The sequence below is a fragment of the Methanococcoides seepicolus genome (assembly GCF_023684405.1).
Classification (GTDB): domain Archaea; phylum Halobacteriota; class Methanosarcinia; order Methanosarcinales; family Methanosarcinaceae; genus Methanococcoides; species Methanococcoides seepicolus.
Map to the genome: position 1 here is coordinate 57,552 of NZ_JAGSOI010000007.1, position 18,245 is coordinate 75,796.

Below are 18,245 nucleotides of genomic sequence, written 5' to 3' on the forward strand. Positions count from 1 at the left end.
ATTAGTTACCTCCGCTACAGCCGCATCCTAATTTCAGATTCGCAGGAGATTCCTTTGAAGAAAGGTCTTCATATGCATTTTCAATGGAATTCTTTGCATATCTGATAAGCTGTAACAAATGTATCTTTGAAGGACAGACAGCTGAGCATCTGCCACATTCCACACAATTCAAAATATTCATCTGGCGACACTCATCGAAACGACCCTGGTCTGCAAAAGCAGTTATCCTGCTTGGAATAAGGTCCACAGGACAAACATCCGCACATCTTGCACAGTGAGTACAGTCAATTGACACGTCCCTTATGACCTCATCTGCGGACAAAACCGTAATAGAAGTTGTCATCTTGGTAACCGGGACATCATCGGTGTACTGTGCCACACCTGTGACAGCACCATTTGCAATGAGTTTGCCCGTTTCACCCATGTAACCACCACATGCATCGATAACATCCTTGAAAGGAGTACCGATCTTAACAAGGATCTTCTTTGGGCTATTGACCTTGCCGGAAACGGAAACTACTGTTTCTATGTACGGTCTGCCTTCGTGCACTGCATCATACAATGCCTTTGCAGACTTCACACCACAGATAGCAACACCTACATCAGTAGGATCACAACAGAAAGAAACTCTTCTTCCGGTCAGATTATAGGTCAAAAGGTCAAGGATCTTCTGACCATAAATGCGTTCCTGGGAAACCACTATGATATCTGAGCCCATGTCCTTGAAGTAATAGCTGAGTTTTCGCTTACCCATCAAAGGAGCAACTGTCAACAACTTACCATCGACCCTCAGGTGGTCAAAAGCATTAATTGACTCAAGGTCATCATTTCTTAGCACAACCGCACCTTTTGAAGCCCCTGCGGCCTTCATCAGCAACTTCAAAGCATCGATCATCTGGGAGGCATACTGTGCAGATGTATCATAGTGCCCGCCAATCCATTCCGAAGAAGTTGCGTTTATCAGAACTGTATCGATCTGCTTCCCTTCCGGCCTCAGGACCTTATGCGTAGGAGTGCCATAGTGTTCTACGATACCAGCACCCTTGATCACATCCACGAGTTTAGATGCAGAAACATCCTTTACCGGTGTAAGATCAACACATTCGACATCTTCAGTCGGCTGTATGATAACACTGTTCACTTTTGTTCCATTTGGATTAGCAGCCTCTTCGATAGAGATAACCTCTCCGCAAACACTTGAATGGACGGAAGCCGAATCATAACAGTCACAATCCCCGATCTTCTGTCCCATTGACACCATATCCCCTTTGCTCACAAGAGGTGTACAAAGACACCCATCGTGCTGTTTAAGAGGAATTATGATCTTTTCAGGGATCTTTTCCATAACATATACATTTGTCACGACAATCAACTCCTTAGAAAGCAGGCTCCCTTTCAACCTCAGAAGGCTTTGCCCCAGGAATGGTCACGCCAATATCCTTTAATGTGAAATCAGTTGGAGGGTCGGTCTGTGCAGGATCCGAAATGAACCCTATGGACTCCCAATCGATAGCATTTGCAGTTGAACCATGACAATCCGCACAAGCAAGAGGATCTGCAAGACCTACTTCCGAACTTGCGACATTATGGCTCAGCTTGTAGTAAAGCTCAACTGTTCTAAGAACCGCATTCGGATAATCTGCATTACCATCGATGTCACCATCAAAGCTTTTCATCTCATCGGCAGTTACAACACCATCATCATTGGAATCTGCAGCCTTAACATCTGACACAGGTATCGCATCACCAATCTCATTGCTGGTGTCCGGGGAACTGACGATCTCACTGTTAATGCCAGCATCCCACCAGATACCCGTCACAACATTGAACGGTTCAAGAAGAACACCATCTTCGCCCCTACCATCACTGGCAGGCAACTCATGCCCTTCAACTCCATTGGACCATGCAAGAACCGGTTCGAAGCTATCATCCTTATAGGAATCAGCCCTTTCCCCATTCGACCAGTCAAATGAAGCAAGTGGGGTCACACCACCAAGATCTCCGCCCGGAAGGGCTGGAATATGACAGGACTCGCATGCCACGGTCTCGTGTGCATCGACTATAGGTCCATGTGAAATACCTTCATGGCAACCAGGGTCATCACAGCTCTTCGTTTCTGCCTCGAGCTCATGAATATTTTCAAGGTCTTGCTTAACGAACATACTGGACTGGGAGATCTCATGACATTCCACGCAATTGACATCTGCATGTGCATCGAATTTATGGTAATCCTCTGATGCCCATGTAACAGCAGTGGTCTCCACATCTGTAACATGACAATTAGAACAGGATTCCTTGACAGGTGCACCATTAACAGAGTCGTGGAATAATAACAACAATGGCAGTGGGGTCACAGCATTTCCCACGTAAGTGATCTTACGGATAGTATCCTGTTGCACCTTAACATTTGCAGATTCCATTGCTGCAGCATTCGCATCTTCAAAATTTCCTGCAGTAAAGAACTCAGCACGAGCATCAAAATCATATTCGCCATACTGTTCATGACAGATCATACAATCTGCATCTACACCATACTTTTCAAGTTCTCCGCCACCTGGATGATAAGCTCCAAAGTTCTTCACCCATTCATCCTCACCTTCGACCTCGATATCAAAATTTGTCAATGGGTCCCATTCCCCAATATCCCTCTGGATATGAGTATTGGTAGCCACATGATCAGGTGCTGTAAAGTGACAACCACCACAGCTTGAATCGGACCATTCTCCCTCGGTCATATAGTGAGTAGCAATAGCTTCATTACCACTATATCCCATGCTGGCAAAAACACCTGCAAAAGCAAAGATGAAAATAGCAGCTCCTAATAGAATTATCTCTAACCTTGCCATAAAAATCCCTCATTAATCCTGCGCCACGTCCTCCAATTCTTTGAGCACGACCTCAACGATGGTCGATAAGTGCTGTTTCTCCAGAACGTTCAGTTCATCAGAAACATACTTGTGCAGCTCAAAGCTTTTGGGAATTTCACGCACATTAAAATCGAAAATTTTGTCTAAAAGTCCTTTCTTTGGAGTTATACCCAAAAAGTTAACATCCAGGCGATTTCCAACCTTATGTGCCTTCACTTCGATCTTGTCCAATAAAGAACCAGACTTGACATAGATCATCTTATGATCAGCACCAAAGTTCTTCTCAATCCCTTTCCAGCCATACTCTTCAATGATCTGATGGATAGCAACTGCGAGGTATTTGTCCTTCCCAACAATACCTCCCGAAGCTATTCCTACATTAGAATCACTCATACTGACACTTCCTAAATGAATAATAATTAACATTTAACGGATTAATATAATTGTCAGAATCATTGATTACCAATATTTATATGTTTCGAAATAAGCTTAATATGAAGCACATCCATCCCTACGCCATGGACACAAGAGCCGCTTTATTGTTTGTATTAATCGTTATAGTTTCAATATCATTTACACAGTTATATAACGAACAAGAGAGTGATTTGTTCCAAAATAGCCCTATATTTTACACCGACAGTCGCAGTATAATGGACACCACGGTTACGGCTGCAATTTATGATTCTGACACAGAGCATGCGGTACAAACTGTGGACAAAGCTTTTGAGAGAATTGCCCAAACAGACGAACTAATGAGCAGTTATAAGAATGATAGCCAGCTCACCATACTAAATGAGAACAACAGACTTGAAGACCCTTCAGAGGAACTATTGTTCGTAATTAGCCGTTCCACATATTACTCCAACATAAGCAACGGTGCATTTGACATAACAATAAAACCGATACTCGACCTGTGGTCAGGCAAATTCAGTCCCGGCGGAACTTACAAGCCACCAAGCCAGGAAGAGATAGACACCACACTGGAACTTGTTGACTACAAAAAGATAGTCATTGAAGAAAATACCATCTCCACAGAACCCGGAATGAAGATCGTTCTTGGAGGTATAGCAAAAGGGTATGCTGTTGACCAGGCAATAGGATCACTTATCGATGACGGAATAGAAAGCTGCTTTGTGGATGCCGGCGGAGACGGGCGTTATATCGGCGTAAAACCAGATGGAAGCAGCTGGACCGTAGGGTTACAGAACCCTGACAAACAAGGCGAGTTCATAACTGTCATACAACTGGAGAACATGGCTGTTGCCACAAGTGGGAACTATGAACGATATTTCAGTGATGCTGCAAAAGTATCCCATATATCCGACCCAAGAACAGGATATTCATCCCAGGGACTCATAAGTGCAACAGTTATCGCAGAGACCACAATGGATGCAGATGCACTTGCAACCACAGTGTTCGTACTCGGTGAAAAGGAAGGTTTGGAGCTTATCGAGAGCCTTGAAGATATCGAATGCCTGATCATCACATCAGATAAAAGGATACTTCAGTCCAGTGGATTCACAACATACGAAAATACAGAGATCTGACATCAGTGAAGGGGTATGAAATACCACACCTTCCTTCTTTTTTTATATAGCTCATTTTCGTCCTAACAAGACCTCATGCATTGTCTCATAAACAGGACCATAAGGAGTAAGAGTACTTTTCTTCAAAAATACTTTATCGACCCTTATTTCCCCAAGGTCCACCTCTTTAAGCTTATCAAGTACAGCTAAGAACCCTTCCATCTGTTCTTTAGGCATGAACTTGATACGTCCCAGAGTTGCATGGGCAGTGAATTCCCTTTTATCTTTGTCGAAATCGAGCCTTGAAAGACTGGCTTCCACATCCTCATGGAGTTGCTTGAAATTCCCTTCAGCTCCAAGCCAGACGACCCTTGGAGAGCGGAAGTTGGGGAAAACGCCAACTCCTTTGATATTCGCATTAAATGGCATGCATTCAATACCATCCAATGAAGATGCAATATCCGGCACCATATCATCTGAAATCTCACCAAGGAACTTCAGCGTAATATGTATAAGTTCAGGAGAAACAAGCTTTAGCTTAAAACCCTCAAATGAAGAAAGGACATCAATAAGTTCCCCACGTACAGAAGACGGAAGGTCCACCGCAATAAATAGTCTTGACATAATAAGAATAAAACACATATGCCTGTTAAATATTACTGTCAAACTAATTTAAGGAATTGTTTTGACTATAATATATATATATATCAGGAATGTACATAATAAATAACACACAATGATTTCGTAATTTAGAGGGATGATATGGGTACTATAGATACAACAGGAATTTTAGCAAAACATGCGATCAAGATCGCAGAAGAACTCTGCTCTCCTGCTATAATAGTATCCGGAGATTTTGATCTTGCGGGCATTGAGACCAATATCCCCATATATTATGTACCACGCCGCCAAAAGAGTATCATCGACAACCTCATATCCGACAGTCTGGAAGACGAAAAACGACTGAAGAGCATTCTTGAACCAATGGCAAGAGAGGCCACCGGCAATACACAACACATCGAACAGGCTGCTGCCATCGAACATATCATAGGTGAACTTCGAACGGGAACTATCGTAGGCCTCATACAGACCAGAGAGTCAGGTGCCATTGTAACCCACGAAGTATCACAAAGCCCGCTCATTAGAACCATTCAGGAATGTGAAGAAAGGGTAGATCCCGAGGTCATGCGTGTAGCTTTGGCAATTGCATTTGACATTGCAGCCTCTGGAAGAGAGGGCCATAAGATAGGAACGGCATTCATTTTGGGAGATACCGAAGAAGTATTGCAGCGTTCCCACCAGATGATACTCAACCCTTACGCAGGACACAAGGATGAACATCGCAACCTGCTGGATAAGAAGAACTGGGAATCGGTAAAGGAGTTCGCACTTCTTGATGGTGTGTTCGTCATTTCAGAAGAGGGTATCGTTCAGGCTGCCGGCAGATACCTCGATGTCGATGCTAAAGATATAGACATAGAACAAGGATTGGGAGGACGACATGTCTCAGCTGCAGCCATTACAAGAGACACCTTCGCCATAGCAGTAACGATATCAGAATCCGGCGGAACCGTACGCATATATATGGACGGAAAGGAACTGCTATGCCTTGATTATATCGAAAGACCGTCCTTACAAAAATGAATGTGCAATGCTTGCGAAACTCTCATATCTTAAATCGCAAGATCGCTGCAATTCCACCAAGTGAATGTAATCTTTGACCGGGTTCGAATTCTGTGCTGAAAACGACCATTTTCCCCTGTGAACGTTCAACGTTCTGTATAAGACCGTCAATGTTGCCGGATTCCCTCTCAAGACGAAGCATCTCATCCGCAACCAGAAGGGTTTCCACAGCACCGAAATCGATTGCCTGCTTCACTTCATCCATACCATAGGCAACCTTGCCATCAAGTGCTATCTCTTTTAAGAGGCTGTCCATGAGAGAGGATTCCCTTGCGATCCTTGACTCTTCCATGATACGGTCGACAGCACCCCTTCGAAGAACTTCCTGGAAGCCGGACATGCCTATGGAAGAAGTATCCTCAACAAGGATACCTGCTACAAGATCCGAGTTCTTAGACGATGCATACTTCATGAAATCATCTTTAGTAAAACCAGGACCTGAAACTACCACCGACTCAGTTCCACTCATTGCATGGGTCAACTGGTCGAGAATAGTACTGAAGAACACTTCTCGAAGCGTGCCTTCCCCTTTACCGGAAGACTGAGTTATATGAGAGTATATCTCAATTCCATAATGACGTACAAAACCAATGTCCGCATCCCCTTCTTCGATTGCCACGAGAATGACCTTGGGTCTTTTGGAAGATGCTTCCGCTTCATTAACACGTTCTAACTGATCCTTTTTCCAGTATTTTGTGATGGAAAGGTTCGTACCATCTTCAATGTTCAACGTATGATAAAAACCCGCATCCATTCCATGTTCAATAAGACCATGGACCCGTAGACGGTTAGAGAATTTATGGAACTCAACATCCTCGACCCTCACGCCGAGGCGTACGGTCTTCTTCTCGGCCTTTTCGGGCCTGAGCTTATCGGCCGCAGTATCCGCTTTCCTTTTAGTGAGAGAAAAGACCAGGTCACCCTTCTCGATGATATATTTCAGGTGCCACAGATCATCAAGCGTTTCCGGGGTCAGGGATATCTCCCCTTCCCTGTTGTGTTTCAGATCTCTTTTTGTTACCCTCATGATAATACCCAATATTGTTTCCAGACCATATATCCATAACGGAAAACCGTTATTTCCTGATATCCGATTCACCCGGAGGAAGCATTCTTGCAATTCTGTCAGGTGATGCGATCTGTTTGACAAAGGAAGGGTCTTTCAGCTCATCGACATACATACGATATAACTTCTTGGAAATATCGTTCTGATTGAACTTGCCGGGCATGACCTCTATCACATACTTCCCATTGCTCTGTATCGCAGACAAAGGTCCACCGATAACACGCGTCTCTGCACCCAGGTCAAGACCTATGGCAACACCAACAGGGACATCCTTGTAATAATTACGTTCACCCCGAATGACGAAAGAACCTTTTTTAAGATACTCACCGGATTCAGGTGTCTTTGATACCTGTTCAGGCTTTATCCAGTAACAATCCCCACTGAACTGCCCGGATTTCCAGACACTTGAATAAGATACGACAAACCTTGCCGCTTCTTCGAGAGTAGTTTCAGGAATATCCTTACCTTCGGTCTTAATTACAGTTATCGGAGCTCCGGGAACCTGAGTATGGAAAACAATATCGCGTTTTTCCATATACTTCTTCACGATCTCCTCGTTCGTATCAGAATCCCTTCCACCGATAACAAGGAAACCATCGGATGAGAAGAACCATCTGAACCGGTCATACCAGTGCTTCTTGAAGACGGCCTTTCGCCTTTTAGAAACTTTCTGTTCCCGCTTTTGCATTGCTCTTTTCGTATCTTCGATAGCTATCAAGGCCCCGTCTCGCTTTTTGCTGATCTTCTTGGCCTTATTATAATACATCTGAGCATTTTGAGGAATGGTCTTGCGAATATTGATATTCGCATTTACGACATCAAGATCTACTACCACACTCCCTTCCGCTGGATCGATGCTTACTATAGCCTTCGCTGCTGGAAGGGTATCTTTTGCTTTCTTAAGAGTGTCCCAGATATCTTTCCAGGAATAGCCCTTAGCCCGGGCAGCTTCGAGAACAGAGAGAACCTCTTCTACTGTCTGATAATTTCCATAGATGCTTTCGGCGATCAGTGTGTACTTAGCCACATCCTTTTCAAATTTCAGTATGGCTTCCTGCTGTTTCCTCAGACGTCTTTCAAATACGTCCTCTTTTTCCTTCTTTTTAGCAACTACCTGTTCTATGACCTCTTCAGATGCCTTTTTACCAAAGAACTCATCGAGAGCCTTATTGAACGAAGGGTAAAATTCCTTTTCAGCATCGGAGTATTGCATAAGCTCCAGAGGAAGTACATCCACTGCCTGTAACTCATCTTTCACAGTCTTCTTTATGATACAGGGCTTTAGTTCATGGTTGATTATTGGAGCAAAAACGTCTGTAACAGCTTTGCTGAGTGCAGCCACTTCCTCAGGACTTGCATCCTTTGCAGAGGTATTCTTGTCCACACCTGCCCTTAAACAGACCTCTTCTGCAAGGACCCCACCGAGATTATAACTTGTCGCGATCGTCCTGACAACATTTGAATCAGAAGACATGAAACGCTCGGACATTACATTAGCATCGACATCAAGAGGACTTAGTTGCGCTTCAGGATATTCATAGATCTCACCACTGCGAATACGCCTTCCCCTGAAGGTAACAGGTTTCATAGGCAGGATGATCTTTCGGTCACTGTTCAAAAGGACAATATTACCACGCGAGAACAGTTCGCATACAAGGATGGTCTCAATACCTCCACGTATCACGCCAATCTCGATTATTCTGTCAAAATCATATTGCTTAATAGAAGTGATCCTTCCACCGAGGATATGTTTTCTAAGTAGCATTGGAAAAGCCTGCGGGGTTTTAGGGCTTTCACGCACATAATTGCTCATGTGTGCCCTTTTGCCTGCCTCTATCACCAGGTTGTCCCGACCTTTCCCAAATATAAAGAGATTTATCCTGATCTCATCCGGTGCCGGCTGATATATCTTCCCGATCTTGGAATCGATAAGGGAACCTTCCCCATCGCCAAGTTCAGATACAAGAGCAGCTACATCTGCACTCGTCATCTCCTGTTTCATAGGTGCTTATACCTTCCGACCGGACTTAAGGTTTATCCATCCGGGATCATCTGAAATTATCAGAGAACAACCAGATTAAGCAATAAAGAAATAGTATTAGTACATCAATTGGTTAAAACCAACAATTACCGAATTATTGGAAAATGATACATGGACCTCAAAACCAAACATTATCTCAAATCGAAATTCCAGGAATATTACAGGACTGCTGAAATTCATCTGCCTGCAAGACTACCAGAACGGGAATGGGGAGTTATTTCTTTTGATGATATGCCTGAAACTGTGATGAGGAGGCATAAGGCATTTGGTTCTGCCGGCGAGGTTGAGGATTACCTTGCCGGAATGGCACCTGCTCATGTATATTATTCCGTTGCATATTATACGTATCCGAACGCTCCGACCATGAAAGAAAAGCAGTGGCTGGCTGCAGACCTTATATTTGACCTTGATGCAGACCATATCCCGGGAGCACCCAATTCATATTCTGATATGCTCGAGCATGTCAAAAAGGAGACATTGAAGCTCTATGACCTCCTGACAAACGATTTCGGGTTCAAGGAAGAGGATATCGGCGCTGTCTTTTCGGGAGGAAGGGGGTATCACTTCCACATAAGCAATCCGCGTGTGCTCTCCCTTGAAAGTGCAGAAAGGAGGGAGATCGTGGATTATATCAGCGGAAGAGGACTAAACCTCGACAAAATATTTGTCAAGAAAGGTGTTAGCGGAGATGCAGGGAGTGAGAAGGCCACAATGAACGTATTTCCGTCAGAAGATGACGGAGGTTGGGGTGAAAGGATAAACCGTCATATGATAGCATACCTGAGAGAACTGGCAGCAAAAGAGGATGCGGAAAAACTTTTTACCGGATTCAAGGGGATCGGGAAGAAAACATCAAGGCAGATAGTGGAGATATTAAGGGACGAGACCCAGGTAGATCTGCTCAAAAAAGGAAATATGGAAGCTTTGTCACGTGTGAACAAGGATATTATACAGACACTTGCCGAGCGATCGGTCACAGAGCTTTCTGCAAGTGTGGATGAGCCGGTCACAGGAGATATAAAGCGCCTTATTCGCCTTCCGGGATCACTGCACGGGAAATCAGGGATGCGTGTCACATCGTTGTCCATCGCACAGCTTGAGGAGTTTGACCCATTGAACGATGCCATTGTTTTTTCGGACAAGCCGGTAAAATTAAAAGTGATAAGACCTTTTGCCGTACAGATGAAAGGTAAGGACCTCCATGTTGAGGAAGGTGTGCAGGAACTACCGGAATATGCAGCGATCTACCTAATGTGCAGAGGTGCAGCAGAATATGGACCGTAATGAGCTTAAGAGCATACTCCGTGAAGAGAACAGTTCCGCATTAAGAGGATTACCCCATGGGTTCTATGGCCTTGTGGACAAGTATATCCATGAACTGGAAGGAGAGATAAGGCAGATAAGTAACCAGCGTTCTCCCGAATCGAAGATCCTTGAAGATGAGCTTCAAAGTGCCATCAACGATGTGGAGACCATATTCATCAGGCGCATACGCAAAATAACATCGAGGGCGACTTCGAATGCGTTTTCAAGCAGCCCACCAAAGCAGGACCTTGACAAGCTCCTTCCTGAGGAGCAGAAGGTCTATGAAGCAACCCTTTTTGCAATACAGGTCGCAAGAGGAGAGTTGCTGGAACCTATACTGGATCCGACAGCAAGTTCTAATGCAGAGAAGGTAGAAACAAGGATACAGGAAGCGAACAATGTTGCTACAGATACTGTCAAAGAGAGACAAAAAGTAGCAGTCGCAGAAATTCCTGCCGTTATTGAAGACAATGGAAAGTCAGAGATAGCCAAAAGGAATATAAATGAAGAATACTTTGTTGTCCGAATATTGAAAGACCTACCGACATTTAATGCCGTAGATAAACGAAATTATACTACTCATGCAGAAGATGTTGTTGTTTTACCCGCAATGAACGCAAACGTTCTGGTAAAACGAGGCGCAGCTCATCTTATTACAAAGATAATAAATTCAAATTGATAGAAGGTGTAAATAATGAAAATTCCAAAGAGGTTCAGAACTTATTGCCCATCCTGCAAAACACACACTGAACACATTGCAGAAAGAGTGAAAAAAGGCAAAGCATCGGCAATGACACATATCGCAAGGCAGAAGAAGAGACAGACCGGTATCGGAAACAGTGGTAAGTTCTCAAAGGTCCCTGGAGGAGACAAACCTACAAAGAGAGTATCACTTAAATACCGCTGCGCAACTTGCAACAAGTCCCATCAGAGACCATGTTTCAGAGCAAAGAAATTCGAGTTTAAGGAATGAGAATCATGACAACCCCTAAAAGCAGATTTTTACGTGTAAAATGTAACGACTGTTCTAACGAACAGGTGATCTTTGGTAGTGCAAGCCGCAAGGTAAACTGCCTTGTTTGTGGAAGAACACTCGCGGAGTCTACCGGCGGAAAGTCAACAATAACAACACATATCCTGGAAGTCCTTGAATAAAGGGTGTAGAATGGATAATAATAATTGGCCAGAAAGCGGCGACTTTGTAGTTTGTACTGTAAAGAACGTAGTCGACTTTGGGGCCTACACCACTCTTGAGGAATATGGAGGCAAGGAAGGATTCATCCATATCTCCGAAGTCAAAGCCGGCTGGGTTAAATATGTTCGTGACTACGTCAGGGAAGGACAAAAGATCGTCTGCAAAGTGCTGAACGTAGATCCAAACCGACGCCACATCGATCTTTCATTGAAAGATGTGAACGAGCACCAGAAGCGTGCAAAGATACAGGACTGGAAGAACGAGCAGAAAGCTACAAAATGGCTTCAGTTCGTAGCAGAGGACATGGGCACCAGTCCGGAAGAGATGGGAGCTGTAACAGCTACTCTGTCGGATGAGTTTGGAAGTTGCTACATAGCTTTTGAAGAAGCTGCCATTAATGGCGAAGAGGCTTTCGAAGGCATTGCTATTAGCAAGGAACTCGCTGAAAAGATAGTCAGTATCTCTCAAGAGAATATTAAACTTCCATTCGTAGATATCGCAGGATATGTGGACCTTACAAGCAATCTTCCTGATGGGATAGAAGTAATAAAGAAAGCATTGAAAGCAGCAGCAAAGGTCAAAATGGACGATGTAAGAGTAGATGTCACTTACACCGGCGCACCAAGATACAGAATCAAGGTAATCGCACCAGAGTACAAGACCGCTGAAGCTGTTTTGAAGAAGGCTTCTGAAAAAGCTATCGAAACTATTGAGAAGAAGGGCGGAAAAGGTATTTTCCACAGACATATAGAAACAGCAAAGGCGTGATTTTCATTGGGAAATAAGCTTCGAAGATGCACCCAATGCAATATTTATACGCTGAAAGACAACTGTCCGGAATGTGGTGAGAGCTCAGGCAATCCCCTTCCGGCACGATTTTCTCCACTTGATCCTTATGGGAAATATAGACGAATCTCTAAAAAACGGGAGATGGAACATGCGTGAAACAACCGTAATTCGCCTTAAGGAAGATATCCGACTGGAGAATACCACACTTCTTGTAGGACTCCCCGGAGTCGGGCATGTAGGTAAACTTGTTGTTGACCACCTTATTGAAAAGCTCGATGCTGAAAAGGTATTTGAGATATATTCCCCCCATTTTCCACCACAGGTAATGGTGAACGAAGAGAGTACTGTCAAACTAGTCAATAACGAGATATATGTTTGCAAAGCTAACGGAAATGATATAGTACTTCTTGCAGGCGATCATCAAAGCACTAGCACAGAAGGACATTACGAGCTAGGTACAATTTACATTGACATTGCTGAAGAACTCGGAGTGAAAAGGATATTCACCCTTGGCGGCTTCCCCACAGGTCAATTGACACATACTGATGAGGTCATGGGCGCTTCCAATGATCTGGAAATGGTGACAGAACTCAAAGAGTATGAGGTCACATTCAAACCAAACGAACCCGGAGGAGGTATCGTTGGCGCTTCCGGACTTTTGCTCGGACTTAGCATGTTCAAGAACATCAAGGCAGCGTGCTTGATGGGACTTACTTCAGGATACCTTGTCGATCCAAAAAGTGCACAGGCACTTCTGGCATTACTTAGCAAGATACTTGGCATCGAAGTAGATGTAAGCGAACTCGAAGAAAGAGCTAAGGAAATGGAAAAGATCGTTGCAAACCTGGTGGAAGCAAAACAACAGGAACAGCAGCAGCAGCAACCGGAAATGTTGAGAGACACTGCCACAGATGAAGATCTAAGATACATCGGGTGAGCTGGTCTAATGCAGATCAATGCTGATCTCCACCTTCATTCAAAATATTCCATGGCATGCTCCAAGAATATGGAGCTGTCAACAATTTCTATTGAAGCAAGGAAAAAAGGAATTGACCTTGTTGCCACCGGGGACTGCATTCATCCAAAATGGCTTGAGGAAATTAAACGAGCCGCTACGGACAATGAGACTATTTCTATCAATGGTACTCATTTCATACCTACAACGGAAATTGAGGATAAGGACCGCGTACACCACCTTTTGATCCTGCCATCGATATCCAAAGCCGAAGAACTGGCAGAGGCCATGTCAAAATATGGTGATCTCACCGTTGATGGCCGTCCCACGGTACGCCTTGACGGCTGCGAGATAGCGCAGATAGCAAAGGACGTGGGTGCCCTTATTGGCCCCTGCCATGCCTTCACACCCTGGACAGCCCTTTATGCATCTCACAATTCCCTTGATAGCTGCTATGGGGACATGACGGAATACATATCATTCCTCGAACTCGGATTAAGTGCAGACAGCGATTATGCGGATCGCATAAGCGAGCTGCACAGACTTACTTTTCTCACGAACTCCGATGCACATTCCCCCTGGTCCAACAAGCTCGCACGCGAATTCACGAGATTCAAGGTCCCGAGCATCGATTTTGAAGGACTTGAAAAAGCAATACTACGCAAGGAAGGATACAAAGCAACCCTGAACGTAGGATTCTTCCCGGGAGAAGGAAAATATAACGAATCCGCGTGCATCAAATGTTACACCCATTATACCCATGAGGAATGCATAAGACAGAACTGGAGATGTCCTGAATGCAGAGGACAGATCAAGAAGGGAGTTCAGGACAGAGTGAACGAACTTGCAGACCTCGATAGCCCACAACATCCCGACCACCGTCCTGATTACATACACCTTGCCCCCCTTGCTGAAATAATAATGATGGCGCTCGGACATGCCAGCATCACCACAAAAGGTGTGACTTCCGCATGGACAGCCCTCATAGAAAGATTCGGCAACGAGGTCGCAGTCCTTCTTGATAGCAAAACCGAACAGCTTGGTATAGTGGACCAAAGGATAGTCGATGCCATAATAGCATTCAGGAACGGTGAAGTGATAATTCGTCCTGGCGGCGGCGGAGAATACGGCCACATAGAGCTACCAAGCTCAAAGGAAGATGGAACGGAAACACAAAACCAGAATAAAACAAAAGCCCAGAGTTCCCTTTTCGATTTCTGATAGCTTTTACGACACATATATATTCAATTAACACCATCAAACAGAACAGTGCCGAGGTGGCAGAGCGGACTAATCCAACGGTGTATTTATGCCGCGGAGTCTAAACGCGGCAGGCTCGAGACCTGTTTCTCCTAACGGAGTGCTTGGGTTCGAATCCCAACCTCGGCGTTCTATTTTATGTTCAAATCCTAATACTTTCACTCCATTTGGCTTAATTATCTTTAATAAGCCACCAAGTGAGAATTATGATTTATAACCACATCCTAAATTTATTGCGCGCACAAAATAAAATATATAATAGCGATTATTCAGATGAGTAGAAGCAAATTATATCACAATTCGAGAATACACTTTTTGCTGAAGGTCTAAAACCAATTCGGGTTACTAAATACTTGAGTCACATCGGACTTTTACTAAACATACATAGTTTAGACTTGCTTAATCCTTCTAAAAATGAGATAATTCGAGTTATTGGTGAAATCGAAAAAAGAGATATGAGCCAATGGACAAAACATGATTATAAGGTAACAATCAAACGATTCTACAGATGGTTTAATGATGGGATTGAACCTAATTATACAAACTGGACACACCTTAAAATTCCAAATAACCATATTCCTAATGAGCTTTAACGGAAGATGATATCATAAAAATGATACTCACAGCTTCAAATAATAGAGATAGAGCCTTAATAGCAATTCTTTATGATTCGGGGTGTAGAATTTGTGAAATTGGGAACCTCAAAATAAAACATATCGTTTTCGACCAATATGGTGGAACAATCCATGTAGATGGGAAAACAGGAAGAAGACGAGTAAGAATAATTTCAAGTTGTCCATACCTTGCATCATGGTTAGAAATTCATCCATACAGAGAAGATCCAGAAAGTTATGTATGGATAAACATAGGAGTATGCACTCATAATAAGCACATGACATACAATGCATTTGCAGCGGTGATTAAAAGACTTTCAAAAAAAGCAGGAATTAAAAAAAGAGTTCATCCCCACTTATTTAGACATTCCAGAAGCACAGAATTAGCACAACATCTTACACAAGCCCAGATGGAATCACACCTCGAATAGATTCACGGTTCAAAGATGCCAGCTACTTATATTCATCTTTCAGGTACACAGGTCGATAATGCACTTTTAGAAATGTATGGCCTCAAACCGGAAAAAGAAAAAGCATATCTCTCTTTTCAAGAATGCCCACGATGCAAGCACAAAAATGGTGCAACATCTACTTTTTGTAGTGTATGTGGTGCATCTCTTACTATTGAAAATATGATAGACATAGAAGAACAAAGAAATGAGATTGCTAAAAAGCTTATGGCAATGATAAAGGATGACCCTAGCATTATTGACATTATGGAGAACATTTCTTGAAATAATATAATCTTAGTGATGCAAAATGACCGTCGCGCCGGAAAACCGGCATCGGCACCAATCAATTTGTTGCATTCACAAAAAAACCACATACAAAAAAAAAACAAAAGTTATAAATTATTACAACGAGTACCTAAATGGATTATTAATGGACTCCGACAAAAGCCAACAAGAAGTAGAGAGCAGAGAAAAGCTCATTCAGATGTTTTTAATCGTGGGCGGATTTATAATTTCAATACAATCAACCGAATTAAACATATTAGTGAAGCCATTTACAATTTTATTATTATTTGGATTATGCTATTACATAATGTTAACAAGGACAAAACAATGGCTTTCAATTGACATACTTGTCATATTTTTTTCAATATCGTATGCGATTTTTCTCACTTCTTTTATAGAAGTATCTGCAGTAGAAACGATTTCACCTATAAAAACAAATTATTTGAAAATAATGTTTGCAGTATTATTCTTTTACTCTTTACTATCGCCTCAAAATTCAGAAAAATTAAACCTTAAATATGATTTATTTAAAGAAAAAGTGGATTCAAAAAAAATATATTTAGGGATAATCTCGAGTATTTTACTTATATTTATACTAGGCACATGGTACATATTTAATTATTTATAAAATAACATGATATGAAAATAAAGCTACGGCTATTCATGCAGCAGCCCACTTATGCCAAGGAGCCAAAATCAATGATTGACTATCATTTCTGATATATGGCATATCTTTTCTCAAATCACCACGAAGGGCATACAGCAAAGACAAAAATTCATCATTTTGATTGATCGTTTTAGCACCACCACGACCAACAACAGAAGTACGAATCCAAATATTTGTAACATTTGATTCACGTTCCCACTTCATACAGGAATGAACACCTTTAGAAGCACTGTAAATACGCCTTCCTGTCTTCCAAAGAACTGCATTATAGACAAACCACTCAGGCTTATCAAAAGACCTACAAAGCGACTTTTCAATGTATTTAACAAGATATGCAGTAAGACTTCTAATTGCACCACCTGTGGAACGCTCATCAAGTCTGCAATAGTCTGAATCACTTATACCATACTTCTCAACCCACAGAGAGCGGATTTTATCAATATCTAAATCATCACACCAAACAGCAACATGCATATGAGCGAATCCGCTATCATGCGGTTCGAGAAGTGTTAGATATTCAAAATCGGAATATTCATGCCTTAAGACATCAGATAGAGCAGTCCAGTCTGGTTAAAACCAGACGGCGAACTATTCCGAGAGCATCGAACTCTCTTTTTAGTCTGTCATAATCTTGTTGCGTATCCACCCTAATAATGTCATTATTGTGTTGTGTCATTGGTATGAGGTTCTTGTCTCTGTCTTTCCATGCACGAACTGTTTTAGTATCGTACATAATGTACCCATAAATGCTCTTGTATCCAAAATCAAGATAATTGGAAAGCTTGATAAGTGCACCTTTGATGTTTATCCATGTGTTCTCATTTCGAAAAAAGACCCTTGTGCATGTATCTCTTATTATATCCAGGACTCCGAGTATGCGGTATTGTTCCAAGTATCGCCATGCTGACCTTTCAGGTATTCCGGTAGCATCTACTATGTCTCTAAAACTTGCAAATCCATTTTTGTTGAATGCTACGAATGAAAGGAAACGCAGGGATGCCAGATTATCAGGCAATGGTATTTCTGCTGGTTCTGGGTTTTTTTTGAACTTAACATTTCAGCTAAGTTTAATTAATTGTAACTATTCAGCCTACCTATCGTCAATCTTGTATGACTGACTATAATACAAAAAATTAATTTGCAACCCTAAAATCAAACAATCGTTGGAACAAATGGCTTTCCATCGATTGCATCTTGAATAGCTTTCATCACAGAAAGTTGATTCTTCTTAACAGTAGAAATGTAGCTTCTTATACGACAGAAAGAACGTGCTCCTTGCACACTTCGGAACGTTCCTGATATCTTCTGCTGTACTTTCATCATTCTCACATCTCTTTCTGCGAGATTGTTCTCAAATGGGACTTTTAAGTCGTACATAAACCTGACAATGTCATTTTTGTAATTCATGAAACGATCCAGCAGATTTTTTGCCGTGGTTTGTTTATTTCTTCCACGTTTCTTTGATTGTATTTGGAGTGGTGGATTCTCTTCCAACCCAGTATGAACTATACGATTATAACAATCTTCGAATTCTTTTATC

Annotated in this window: 21 protein-coding genes, 1 tRNA gene and 1 pseudogene; 14 read left to right on the forward strand and 9 right to left on the reverse strand. The window is 42.5% G+C overall.

All coding sequences use genetic code 11. The features are described 5' to 3' along the window. Window position 1: 1 nt before the first annotated feature. Genes rnfC through KDK67_RS03160 form a run of 3 tightly spaced genes read right to left on the reverse strand, consistent with a single transcriptional unit; the run spans window position 2 to window position 3,260 of the window. Window positions 2-1,363, reverse strand: coding sequence for an Rnf electron transport complex subunit RnfC (gene rnfC, locus KDK67_RS03150; protein ID WP_250867382.1), 1,362 nt, complete (start codon window positions 1,361-1,363; stop codon window positions 2-4). Between the two features lie 13 nt (window positions 1,364-1,376). Continuing rightward, window positions 1,377-2,846, reverse strand: a complete 1,470-nt coding sequence (gene mmcA / locus KDK67_RS03155; protein WP_250867383.1) for a methanogenesis multiheme c-type cytochrome — start codon at window positions 2,844-2,846, stop codon at window positions 1,377-1,379. Between the two features lie 12 nt (window positions 2,847-2,858). Continuing rightward, window positions 2,859-3,260 (reverse strand): hypothetical protein, encoded by a 402-nt coding sequence (locus tag KDK67_RS03160; RefSeq protein WP_250867384.1) that lies wholly within the window; start codon window positions 3,258-3,260, stop codon window positions 2,859-2,861. Between the two features lie 257 nt (window positions 3,261-3,517). Here KDK67_RS03160 and KDK67_RS03165 point away from each other — a divergent pair, with 257 nt between their 5' ends. Next, window positions 3,518-4,414 (forward strand): FAD:protein FMN transferase, encoded by an 897-nt coding sequence (locus KDK67_RS03165; protein ID WP_250867385.1) that lies wholly within the window; start codon window positions 3,518-3,520, stop codon window positions 4,412-4,414. Window positions 4,415-4,465: 51 nt separating this feature from the next. Here the strand turns inward: KDK67_RS03165 and thpR are convergent, their stop codons facing one another. After that, entirely contained in the window at window positions 4,466-5,017 is a 552-nt protein-coding gene (gene thpR / locus KDK67_RS03170) for an RNA 2',3'-cyclic phosphodiesterase (RefSeq protein WP_250867386.1), read from the reverse strand. 138 nt (window positions 5,018-5,155) lie between these two features. Here thpR and KDK67_RS03175 point away from each other — a divergent pair, with 138 nt between their 5' ends. Then, complete coding sequence (locus KDK67_RS03175; RefSeq protein ID WP_250867387.1) at window positions 5,156-6,037, forward strand: DNA integrity scanning protein DisA nucleotide-binding domain protein; 882 nt, start codon at window positions 5,156-5,158, stop codon at window positions 6,035-6,037. Window positions 6,038-6,059: 22 nt separating this feature from the next. Here the strand turns inward: KDK67_RS03175 and KDK67_RS03180 are convergent, their stop codons facing one another. Beyond that, entirely contained in the window at window positions 6,060-7,103 is a 1,044-nt protein-coding gene (locus tag KDK67_RS03180) for an mRNA surveillance protein pelota (RefSeq protein WP_250867388.1), read from the reverse strand. A gap of 49 nt (window positions 7,104-7,152) precedes the next feature. Continuing rightward, on the reverse strand, window positions 7,153-9,144 hold the full coding sequence (rqcH, locus tag KDK67_RS03185; RefSeq protein WP_250867389.1) for a ribosome rescue protein RqcH: 1,992 nt from the start codon (window positions 9,142-9,144) through the stop codon (window positions 7,153-7,155). A gap of 150 nt (window positions 9,145-9,294) precedes the next feature. Here rqcH and priS point away from each other — a divergent pair, with 150 nt between their 5' ends. The 12 genes from priS (at window position 9,295) to KDK67_RS03245 (ending at window position 16,666) form a co-directional block, all read left to right on the forward strand. After that, complete coding sequence (priS, locus tag KDK67_RS03190) at window positions 9,295-10,467, forward strand: DNA primase catalytic subunit PriS (protein WP_250867390.1); 1,173 nt, start codon at window positions 9,295-9,297, stop codon at window positions 10,465-10,467. Beyond that, window positions 10,457-11,167, forward strand: coding sequence for a hypothetical protein (locus KDK67_RS03195; RefSeq protein WP_250867391.1), 711 nt, complete (start codon window positions 10,457-10,459; stop codon window positions 11,165-11,167). Before priS ends, KDK67_RS03195 begins: the two co-directional genes overlap by 11 nt. Before the next feature lie 15 nt (window positions 11,168-11,182). Next, window positions 11,183-11,461: a 50S ribosomal protein L44e gene (locus tag KDK67_RS03200; RefSeq protein ID WP_250867392.1), complete on the forward strand. Its 279-nt coding sequence runs from the start codon at window positions 11,183-11,185 to the stop codon at window positions 11,459-11,461. Next, window positions 11,458-11,643: a 30S ribosomal protein S27e gene (locus KDK67_RS03205; RefSeq protein ID WP_250867393.1), complete on the forward strand. Its 186-nt coding sequence runs from the start codon at window positions 11,458-11,460 to the stop codon at window positions 11,641-11,643. Before KDK67_RS03200 ends, KDK67_RS03205 begins: the two co-directional genes overlap by 4 nt. A gap of 10 nt (window positions 11,644-11,653) precedes the next feature. Beyond that, on the forward strand, window positions 11,654-12,451 hold the full coding sequence (locus KDK67_RS03210) for a translation initiation factor IF-2 subunit alpha (RefSeq protein WP_250867394.1): 798 nt from the start codon (window positions 11,654-11,656) through the stop codon (window positions 12,449-12,451). A gap of 6 nt (window positions 12,452-12,457) precedes the next feature. Next, entirely contained in the window at window positions 12,458-12,628 is a 171-nt protein-coding gene (locus tag KDK67_RS03215) for an RNA-protein complex protein Nop10 (protein WP_250867395.1), read from the forward strand. Then, window positions 12,621-13,409 (forward strand): proteasome assembly chaperone family protein, encoded by a 789-nt coding sequence (locus KDK67_RS03220; protein ID WP_250867396.1) that lies wholly within the window; start codon window positions 12,621-12,623, stop codon window positions 13,407-13,409. The genes KDK67_RS03215 and KDK67_RS03220 overlap by 8 nt, the downstream gene beginning before the upstream one ends. 9 nt (window positions 13,410-13,418) lie before the next feature. After that, entirely contained in the window at window positions 13,419-14,648 is a 1,230-nt protein-coding gene (locus KDK67_RS03225) for a TIGR00375 family protein (protein ID WP_250867397.1), read from the forward strand. A gap of 50 nt (window positions 14,649-14,698) precedes the next feature. Then, window positions 14,699-14,816, forward strand: a tRNA-Ser gene (locus KDK67_RS03230). A 475-nt stretch (window positions 14,817-15,291) separates the two neighbouring features. After that, window positions 15,292-15,732 (forward strand): tyrosine-type recombinase/integrase, encoded by a 441-nt coding sequence (locus KDK67_RS03235; protein ID WP_338101227.1) that lies wholly within the window; start codon window positions 15,292-15,294, stop codon window positions 15,730-15,732. A gap of 15 nt (window positions 15,733-15,747) precedes the next feature. Continuing rightward, the gene (locus KDK67_RS03240) at window positions 15,748-16,035 is read left to right on the forward strand and encodes a hypothetical protein (RefSeq protein WP_250867399.1); all 288 of its coding nucleotides are present in this window, start codon (window positions 15,748-15,750) and stop codon (window positions 16,033-16,035) included. Between the two features lie 148 nt (window positions 16,036-16,183). Beyond that, complete coding sequence (locus KDK67_RS03245) at window positions 16,184-16,666, forward strand: hypothetical protein (RefSeq protein WP_250867400.1); 483 nt, start codon at window positions 16,184-16,186, stop codon at window positions 16,664-16,666. A 33-nt stretch (window positions 16,667-16,699) separates the two neighbouring features. Here KDK67_RS03245 and KDK67_RS03250 read toward each other — a convergent pair. The 3 genes and pseudogenes from KDK67_RS03250 to KDK67_RS03260 form a co-directional block, all read right to left on the reverse strand. After that, window positions 16,700-17,206: pseudogene (locus tag KDK67_RS03250) on the reverse strand (hypothetical protein); the annotation flags it as partial. 46 nt (window positions 17,207-17,252) lie between these two features. Further along, entirely contained in the window at window positions 17,253-17,720 is a 468-nt protein-coding gene (locus KDK67_RS03255) for a hypothetical protein (RefSeq protein ID WP_250867402.1), read from the reverse strand. Between the two features lie 137 nt (window positions 17,721-17,857). Further along, window positions 17,858-18,245, reverse strand: a 388-nt coding sequence (locus tag KDK67_RS03260; protein WP_250867403.1) for an IS66 family transposase, incomplete at its 5' end; no start/stop codon positions are given.